General features: G+C 34.7%; 10 protein-coding genes and 1 tRNA gene. 3 read left to right on the top strand and 8 right to left on the bottom strand.

The genetic code is table 11. From position 1 onward, the window contains the following. Positions 1-90: 90 nt before the first annotated feature. The 5 genes from rnhA to ACP5SL_RS00540 form a co-directional block, all read right to left on the bottom strand. Positions 91-525, bottom strand: coding sequence for a ribonuclease HI (gene rnhA, locus ACP5SL_RS00560; RefSeq protein WP_428228016.1), 435 nt, complete (start codon positions 523-525; stop codon positions 91-93). Next, entirely contained in the window at positions 522-1,283 is a 762-nt protein-coding gene (locus tag ACP5SL_RS00555) for an ABC transporter permease (protein WP_428228015.1), read from the bottom strand. The genes rnhA and ACP5SL_RS00555 overlap by 4 nt, the downstream gene beginning before the upstream one ends. Then, entirely contained in the window at positions 1,259-2,185 is a 927-nt protein-coding gene (locus tag ACP5SL_RS00550; protein ID WP_428228021.1) for an ABC transporter ATP-binding protein, read from the bottom strand. Before ACP5SL_RS00550 ends, ACP5SL_RS00555 begins: the two co-directional genes overlap by 25 nt. Before the next feature lie 132 nt (positions 2,186-2,317). Next, positions 2,318-2,427 (bottom strand) — tRNA-Tyr (locus tag ACP5SL_RS00545). A 124-nt stretch (positions 2,428-2,551) separates the two neighbouring features. Continuing rightward, on the bottom strand, positions 2,552-2,923 hold the full coding sequence (locus tag ACP5SL_RS00540) for a hypothetical protein (RefSeq protein WP_428228014.1): 372 nt from the start codon (positions 2,921-2,923) through the stop codon (positions 2,552-2,554). Positions 2,924-3,067: 144 nt separating this feature from the next. Here ACP5SL_RS00540 and ACP5SL_RS00535 point away from each other — a divergent pair, with 144 nt between their 5' ends. Next, on the top strand, positions 3,068-3,250 hold the full coding sequence (locus ACP5SL_RS00535) for a CopG family ribbon-helix-helix protein (protein ID WP_169311376.1): 183 nt from the start codon (positions 3,068-3,070) through the stop codon (positions 3,248-3,250). Between the two features lie 4 nt (positions 3,251-3,254). Here ACP5SL_RS00535 and ACP5SL_RS00530 read toward each other — a convergent pair whose 3' ends face one another. Next, positions 3,255-3,938 carry an MBL fold metallo-hydrolase gene (locus ACP5SL_RS00530; RefSeq protein WP_193803509.1) on the bottom strand — a complete coding sequence of 228 codons (684 nt, stop codon included), beginning with the start codon at positions 3,936-3,938 and terminating at the stop codon, positions 3,255-3,257. Positions 3,939-3,993: 55 nt separating this feature from the next. Further along, positions 3,994-5,373, bottom strand: a complete 1,380-nt coding sequence (locus ACP5SL_RS00525) for a bifunctional hydroxymethylpyrimidine kinase/phosphomethylpyrimidine kinase (RefSeq protein WP_193803508.1) — start codon at positions 5,371-5,373, stop codon at positions 3,994-3,996. A gap of 101 nt (positions 5,374-5,474) precedes the next feature. Between ACP5SL_RS00525 and ACP5SL_RS00520 the strand changes: the two genes are divergently transcribed. After that, positions 5,475-6,431: an aldo/keto reductase gene (locus ACP5SL_RS00520; protein WP_272985520.1), complete on the top strand. Its 957-nt coding sequence runs from the start codon at positions 5,475-5,477 to the stop codon at positions 6,429-6,431. Positions 6,432-6,442: 11 nt separating this feature from the next. Next, positions 6,443-7,621: an NAD(P)-binding protein gene (locus ACP5SL_RS00515; RefSeq protein WP_272985521.1), complete on the top strand. Its 1,179-nt coding sequence runs from the start codon at positions 6,443-6,445 to the stop codon at positions 7,619-7,621. A 128-nt stretch (positions 7,622-7,749) separates the two neighbouring features. Here the strand turns inward: ACP5SL_RS00515 and ACP5SL_RS00510 are convergent, their stop codons facing one another. Then, positions 7,750-8,697, bottom strand: coding sequence for a Gfo/Idh/MocA family protein (locus ACP5SL_RS00510; protein WP_148683477.1), 948 nt, complete (start codon positions 8,695-8,697; stop codon positions 7,750-7,752). Positions 8,698-8,734 lie beyond the last annotated feature (37 nt).

Raw genomic sequence — 8,734 nt, 5'->3', positions numbered from 1 at the left:
AAAATATAAACTTTTATGAAACTCAAAACAGTTTGTCGAGGCAAATAAGTTTGTAGAAGGGTTTAAAATTTTTAAAGATTATTTTTATTTTTACTTTAGACTTAAAGCCTTTTTTGTCAGAAAATCGGCTTCCTGATTTTCTTCTCTTGGTATCCATGAAATTTCAACATCTTTAAATTTATTAAGCAAGTTTTTAATTTGCAAGAACAAAGGATAAAGATTTTCGCTTTTTATCTTATATTCCCCATTTAATTGTCTTATAACTAGTTGAGAATCTCCCAAAATTATAACTTTCTCATCATTAAGTCCTCTTTCAATAATCCATCTAAGTGCTTTTTCTAAAGCTATATATTCCGCAGCATTATTCGTAACCCTTCCTTCTTTTCTGCTAACTTTACCCATCTCCTCATAAATTTTCTCTTTGTTCCTATATATTACAAAAGCATAAGTACCTATATCTTCCTCGTCTTTTTTTACATATAATCCATCAAAAAATACCTTTATTGTTATTTTCGAACACCTCACGATTCTCTCCAATTACTGAGCTTCATGGCAACCTCTAATAATAGTAAGGATTCTACTATTAAAATTATCCATATAAATAATTCATTCATGGGCAACGATGAAGTCAATCTCAAGTGTTTTTGAAATAAAGCGGCAGCAGAACTAGAAGGAATAAACATGGAGATAACTGCAAGCCACTTGTTTAACAGGATCCAAGGATAGTAAACGGGAGGAAGTACAGAGATTAAAAAGGACAAAATTCCAGAGAGAGGCCATACGAATCTTGGCTCTTTGACGAAAGTTGCTAATGTGAATGCTAGTCCAGAAAGTGCTACTAGAGATAAAATGCTAGAAAGTATTATTACTCCAAAAGCTACGAAAGAGAGCAGATGATAATAAGCCATTAATATTAAAAATAACGTTATGCCAGGTATAGAGAAGAAAGCTCCACTAAGCACAAGACCGAACATATATGCCACAGGCGTCATAGGGCTTGCTACTATCATATCCTGGAATTTAACTTCCCTCTTATAAAAAACGGTATCCCCCATAAGTCCTATCGCATTTGATGCGATGATCATTATAAAACCTCCAATCAGTGCGTATTCCACCATCTCCGGCCTTGCATATATCTTCATTAGTATAAGGAATGTAATAGGAGGTATCAAATTACTTATTATCCAAAGCGGGTTTCTCCTTGCAGCTACAACACCGTTTAGCCAACCCAGAGATATAGCTCCTCTAAGTTGCAATATTATTCTTCTTTTATTATGCTCCATTTTTCCTCACCTACAGCATACAGAAATACATCCTCAAGTGTTGTTAGAGAAGCAGAAGCCCTGCAGCCATTTGAATTTAGTTCTTCTAAAACAGAATCAATGGAAGAGTTTAGATAAATGACAAAAGGAGGTCTTGAACCGAATAGTACACCCATTTTCTTCATTAAGCTTATATCGCATTCGTCAAGAACTTCAATCTTATGCTTCCATTTAAAACTGTTTATTAACTCTTTAGGATTTCCCTCTAAAATCTTCTTTCCTTTGTCGATTATAATTACATGATCGCTGAGCATTTCTGCCTCTTCCATATAATGCGTTGTGAGAAGAACAGTTTTTCCCATTTTTTTCAACAGAGTTATTTTTCCCCAAAGCTCCATCCTTGAAATAGGGTCTAATCCTACGCTAGGCTCATCGAGTAATATTAGTTCAGAGTCACTTGCCATTACTGCGGCTAGAAGAAGTCTCCTTTGATATCCACCGCTTAAATCCCAAGCAGCTCTATTCCAATATTCTTCAGGAATTTCTAATTCGCTGAGCGTTTCCTTTGCTCTTTTTCTAGCATCAGAAAATGAATACCCCCTCATTACCAGAAAAGAGCTTATGAACTCCAATGGAGAAGGGAAAAGTAGAGGTTTAGCGTCCTGAGGTATTACAGCTATTTTTTCTCTTATTTTCCAAACATCTTTAATCACATCATATCCTAAAACGCTAATATTTCCTTTTGTAGGAATTAACTGCGTTGCAATAATTCTTAAAAATGTAGTCTTTCCAGCCCCATTCTTTCCTAAAAGAGTTGTGATCGTTCCTTTTTTTATTTCTAAATTCAAACCTCTTAAGGCAATAACTTCGTCAGTGTGATTCTGATTATAAATCTTCCATACATCCTCTGCCTTAATAGCCACATCGCTCAAAAAAATCACCATTTTGCATTTTTTAGAATAGTTATTAGTTAAGTTTATGCTTTCCCAAATCAAGTATAGTTTAAAAGCTTTTCAATTTTTAAGAAATTTTCAAAGGCTGACTGGGGGGAAGAGTCCCCCCGCCGGGCATCGAACCCGGGACCTGCCGGTTTCGGCAGATCTTCCTCCTTAATTCGGAGGCCGTCTCACTACAGCCGGCCGCTCTACCGCTGAGCTACGGGGGGAAGCCTTTTAACAAGGCTTGCGGTATCAGTTTTTAATTATTGTATTCAACCCTTTTATAATTTTTTCTACTACCGAGCTCAATTTCAGCTAAAAGTTGATTTACTATCAGCGAACTTAACAAGTTTATTTCATGATTTCAGGTTCAACGTAAGGTTTTTCATTATCCATTTTTTCTTCCAGCTCATCAATTATAAGCTCTAAGTTAGAAACTTTTTCTTCCAAAGCTTTGATCATAGAGTTTTGTATTTTTAACTGTCTTTCTGTAAACTTATTAAGTTGAATTATTTGGCTTGAAATTTGTTCAATCTTTTCTTCCAATTCTTCCAATTTTTCAGTATCCTCATTATCTGGAGATAAAGTACCCCGTCTTGCTGCTTTTAAATTATTTTTAATAAATACTTTAATTAGGTCTGTTATTTGGATGCCATATTCTTCAGCTATCTCTCTGAGCTCATCATACAGCTTATCTGAGATAGAAAGATGAACTGTTGGCATAGTCTTTCCCTTCCAAGAAAAATACTGAAATACAAGTATATATAGTATTGCCATTAGTCTTTTTATTTAATTACTAATAAGGTAATACTCGATCAAATAATTAAATAAAACATTGTAGACATTACTTATTTATAGGGGTAAAAAATGACGATGAAAATTATTACATTTAAGCTAGATGAAGAATTGCTGGAAAGAATAGACATGCTTGCGCAGGAAAGCGGTACAAATAGAAGCGATATAATACGAAAAGCTATAATAATGTATCTCTCGAAAGCGGAAAAAGAGTCTGCGGTTAAAAAACCGAGAATAAAAATAATTGAAGATTAAAGAATTAGTAGTATTCTTTAAATAAAAGTACTTCCATTTCTCTTTCAATTTTCTCTATGTCTTTGCAATATTCAAATGGATTTGTAGTTTCAGTTCTTTTAACATTGACAAATTTCAGAAAATCACTTAGAGGACTTATTGGCAAATTCATATTCTTTCTCCAATAATGCATAGGAACTATATATACCGGGTTTATTTTTTTTGAAATCTCCCATGCCTCTTGAGGACCTATTGTGTAGTATCCTCCCACAGGGATAAATAGAAAGTCAATCCTTTCTTTTTTAACTTCATTTAGCAATTCATTGGAAATATCGCTTCCTAAATCTCCAAGATGAAGCAATTTGAAATTCCTTATCTTTACAAGATATGCAGCAACGAAACCTCTTTTCCTTCCTCCTTGATTATCATGTGGAAGTTTAAAACCTTTAACGAAGATTTCTTCTGCATTAGCATTTAGTCTTTTTTCTCCAAAATATGACGAAAGTACTTGTGTGTTTTCTTTAACTACATTTTCTTTTGCGTTGTGATCAAAATGTTCGTGCGTTATTAAAACGATGTCTGCTTTTGTTTCAATGGGCTTTAGCCCTATGCTTTCTCCTGGATGAGGATCAAATAAAATTGAATTTGAACCAGTTTTTACTTCAAAGCATGAATGTCCATGGTAAAAAATCTTTAAACAGTTGTTCAAAAGAAACCACCTTATTATTATATAAAGTGAGAAAATAAAATATGTTTTTCTCTTATTAATTACTTCTTATAATCCTAAGCGCTTTTTCTACTACATCCTTAGCGCTTTGTCCAAATATGAAGACTAATGCTTCTTTTCCAGGCTCTCCTACATCATATATGATATCAGGCACCTTCCCAATTTTTTTGATTGCAAAATCAATGCCCCATGGTGTGGTGGCTCCTTCAGTTTTCTTGACATCTTCAGGTTCAAACTTTCTGTCAAATCCTGAAATGATGTATCCAAGCCTTTCGGCATTTTCTAAGAAACTCTCATCATATACTAAATTCATAGCTGCTCTAATTGAGGGGTCGTGCTTCTGAATTGCTATAATGCTTTTTGCTACATGCTTCGAAGCTCCAAATTCAGGCTTATAACACGCCTCTAGCTTCTTTCCAATTCTTATTATTCTCCCAGGAATCCCTGCTACATCATTTTCATCTTTTACGTACCATGAAGGAAGGCTCATTGCTAAATTAATGCCAACTTCCGGGTAATACTTAACGAATTCCTCACTATTATCTACTAAAAGACTTACTGCTTGCTCAAGATTTTTTATTATATTGAACTTCTCTGCAGGAATGTATATCCAAGATGAAGAATTTACAGGGCAATGTCCACTTCCGTAATTAATGCCAGTTTTTATTGAATGAGTAATGAATTCTTTCGCATTTTTTACAGCTTCAATAATATCGTATCCCCAGGCTAAATTAGCAGCTATAGAAGCACTAAAGCTACAACCTGTCCCATGAGTACATCCATTAACCCTCTCACCTTCTAGTAGAATTGCGTGGTCTTCAACGTACAAGACGTCAACAGCATATTTACTATCTTCTGAAATATGACCTCCCTTCACGACAACGGCTTCAGGAACATATTCTTTTTTTATCTTTTTTGCGGCTTTTATAGCATCATCAATAGTTTGTATTTTTTCATTGGAAAGAATTTCAGCTTCCATTCTATTTGGAGTAACAATTTTCGCCCTCGGTAAAAGCTCATTTTTCAACGCTTCAATAGCATCATCCTTCAGCAATTTAGCTCCGCTTTTAGCGACCATAACAGGATCGATAACGAGAGGAAAGTCGTATTTTTTTAAAATGCTGGAAACTGCATGGATTATTTCCTTGTTGCTTAGCATTCCTGTTTTAGCCGCATCTACTCCTATATCATCCGAAACTGCTTCTATCTGTGATGCAACTACTTCAGGAGAAACATCATAAATAGCTCTTACTTCTTTTGTATTCTGTGCTGTAATGCTTGTTATTGCAACCATTCCATATACTCCATGAACTGTAAAAGTCTTGAGATCTGCTTGTATCCCAGCTCCTCCTCCGCTATCACTTCCGGCAATTGTAAGGCATCTGGGTGGAAAAGGTTTTTTCCAAGGAGTTTTCATTAAATAACACCATTTTTATTTTTTTATGTTTAATTGGTTATTATTCGAACTTTTAAATAAATTTTTTAGAAAGAAGATTAAATAATGTTTAAGGTGAAAAAATGGAATACAGATCTTTAGGTTCAACAGAAGAAAAAATAAGTGCTGTAAGTTTAGGAGCTTGGCAGTTCAGTGAATCTTGGGGACTGTTGGATTATGAGATGATAAAAAAGATTATCAGTACGGCAGTTGACAATGGGATAAACATGATTGATACTGCAATAGCATATGGAAGAGGGAAGAGTGAAGATTTCGTAGGGAGAGCTCTCGAGGAGCTCAATCTCAAAGAGAAAGTATTTGTAGCTACTAAAATACCCGGAGAGATGCTTGGCTATCACGACGTATTGAGAGCTGTAAGAGGAAGCTTAAGAAGACTGAGAAAGGAGAGCATTGACCTTCTTCAAGTGCATTCTCCTCCTCTTTGGAATAATATACCTACATGCGAATACATGAGGGCTTTGGAAAAATTGGTAATTCAGGGTTTGGTGAGATATATCGGTGTTAGCAATTTTCCTTCAATATTAGTTGAAGAGGCAAACTTCTGCCTTTCTAGGGAAGAAGTAGTAAGCAATCAAGTAAGATATAATTTGATTGAAAGGGATGCGGAAAAAGAAATAATACCGCATGCTTTACAAAACGATATGTCAATAATAGCATGGAGTCCTCTCGCAAAAGGAGCCCTTTCCGGAAAATATACAGCAGAAAATCTTCCTAAATTCTCTGATGTAAGACAGAATGAGCCCATCTTCTATCCTGAGAACTTTAAAAATATTATGCCGCTAATAGATCTTGTTAAAGGAATTGCAGAAAAATACGGAAAAACTCCCTCGCAAGTATCGCTAAACTGGCTCCTCACTTCATATGATAATGTGATAGTAATTCCAGGAGCGAAGAATCCTGAACAAGTTATAGAAAATGTTGGTGCCGCAGATTGGAAGATGAGCTATGATGATTGGCTTTTGCTAGAAGAAGAATCAAGAAAAATTACAATATACAGGAGCTTAAACGTTTTTCCATAAAGGTGTATTTTTTGAAAACAGGTGTAATAGGTGGAGGCATATCAGGCCTCCTTACTTCTATAAGACTCTCCGAATCAGGTTGCAATGTTTATTTATATGAAGAGCATACAGAAGTGGGCCTCCCTGAGCACTGTACAGGCATAGTTTCCAAGAAGACATTAAAGATGATGAATGCGCCAATAGATGAGTGCATCAAAAAAGAATTTACAGAGATCGCTTTTTTTAATTCAAAGGGTGAAAGCATTAAATTAAAACTAAATGAGCCAATATTCAGTATTGACAGAGTTTGCTTGGAAAAAAAGCTGTTAAAAATAGCTGAAGGATTAGGAGTTAATGTTTATTTAAAGACAAAGGTAGCTTTAGTTGATCATGACAGATTTTACAACTTTTCTACGAAAAAAATTGAAGATTTTAATAATATAGTGTTAGCTTGGGGAAACTCAATACAGCAAAATCCTCCTCCTTTTTTGCATAAAAGAACGAGTCAAATAATAGGAATCAACAGACTTATTGAAATTGAGGGAAATATAAAAGAAGAAAATTATATTTCTGTTTATTTTAATCATTATCTTTCTCCAGGATTTTTCAGCTGGAAAGTTCCATTAAATAGAGGAACATTCATTTTGGGACTGGGGTCTCTTGACCCTAAAAAAATACCGCTATCGCTTAATAAGTTTGAGAACGAACTATTTGGGAATAATAGGATAAAAATTGTAAAAAGCTACGGTGGAGTCATAAATGTATCTTTACCTGAAGCTGTAGCATTTCCAAAAAAAGTCATAGCAATTGGAGATGCTCTCGGAATGTCGAAGCCGCTTAGTGGTGGTGGTATATATGGCATAAGTAAGGCTTTAAACTTTGACGTAACGCGAATAAATTGTGAGGACGTGTTTGAAAAAATAAAAAGCAATATTTTTAATGTCCTTAGAGAGCTGAAAAAACAGGAGAGGATTTCTAGAGTATTTCATAATCCAAGTAATCAGGAATTATTAGATGAAACAATTAGCTTCATATCTAAAAATTATTCGATAATATCCAGCAAAGCAATAGATTACGATGAACACCAAAATTTTATTCTATTTCCTATTTTTTCCCCAAAGCTTTTCTTGACAATGTCTTTAAAGCTGATCAGAGATAAAGAATATAGAAAAAAGCTTAAGAAAGCTATATACTCAGATTTGTTAGATTGAGAATTTTGCCCGCTTAACCGTTCCTCTTTCATCTTCATCCGCCTTATGGCGTTTCTGAGGACGTGAGACTAGCGGGCTAATATCATTAATAAGCCAGTGCAAATAAATAAGCTTAACTTTATTAAAAATTATTTATTGTTATTTTTCGCTATTTCTAAAGCCTTTAATGCGATTTCTAGGCTTCTAATTCCATCTTCAAAAGTCACAGGGACTTTTTCTTTTTTAATAACAGCATTAAGGAATGCTTCGTCTTCAACAGCCAAAGGCTCTCTCTTGTTAACAGATCTTTCCATTTTCCATAGACCAGTAAATACTTCTAATGACTGTTGCATATAATCTATTATACCTATGCCTTTAGTGCCTGTAAATATAGCTTTCCTCTCCTTATATGGGGTAACTCTGTTGGCCTCTATAAAGTGGAGGAATTTTCCGTAATTCAGTATTATAAAGCAAGAGTCTTCGTACTCCTTGCTATAAACATTGTACTTGTAAGAATCTATTCCTTTAGGTTCATTATCAAAGAGACTTAGAGAGAGGTCTATGTCATGAATTGCTAGATCTAATATTACTCCAGTATCTCTAATTCTGCCCGCAAAAGGCCCAACTCTTCTCGAAGTAATACTTATGGGGTCTCCTAGCACACTTTCCTCTTTTACAATTTTTTTGAACTCTACAAACGCAGGGTTAAACCTTTCTATATGACCGACCATTACCTTTTCTAACACATTTCTTCCATATTTTTTAAAAATCTCTTTTGCTCTATTTATATCGCTTCCCAGCGGCTTTTCCACAAAAATGTATTCAATTCCATTAGACAAAAGCTCATCAATGTAGTCTAAGTGAGTGGATGTGGGCGAAGAAACAAATGCTATAAAATTTTCCTCATTCTTTATTGCTTCGGATAGTGTTTGGTAATATCTTAGCTGATACTTAGCGGATATATCCATTCCTTTATTTATGTCAGGTTCCACTACAAAGGTTATCTTTAAGCTATATTTCTTCGCAATTTCAGATAGAACTCTTATATGTGCCTGTCCCATGTAGCCTGCTCCTATTATTCCTATGCCTTTTTCCAAGGGAATCACCGACTAAAAGTTAACTGAAAATTTATTT

This window comes from Fervidicoccus sp. (genome assembly GCF_049967375.1).
Classification (GTDB): Archaea; Thermoproteota; Thermoprotei_A; order Sulfolobales; family Fervidicoccaceae; genus Fervidicoccus; species Fervidicoccus fontis.
Note: the sequence above shows the minus strand (reverse complement) of the source record. Positions and strands in the feature narration are given on the sequence as shown.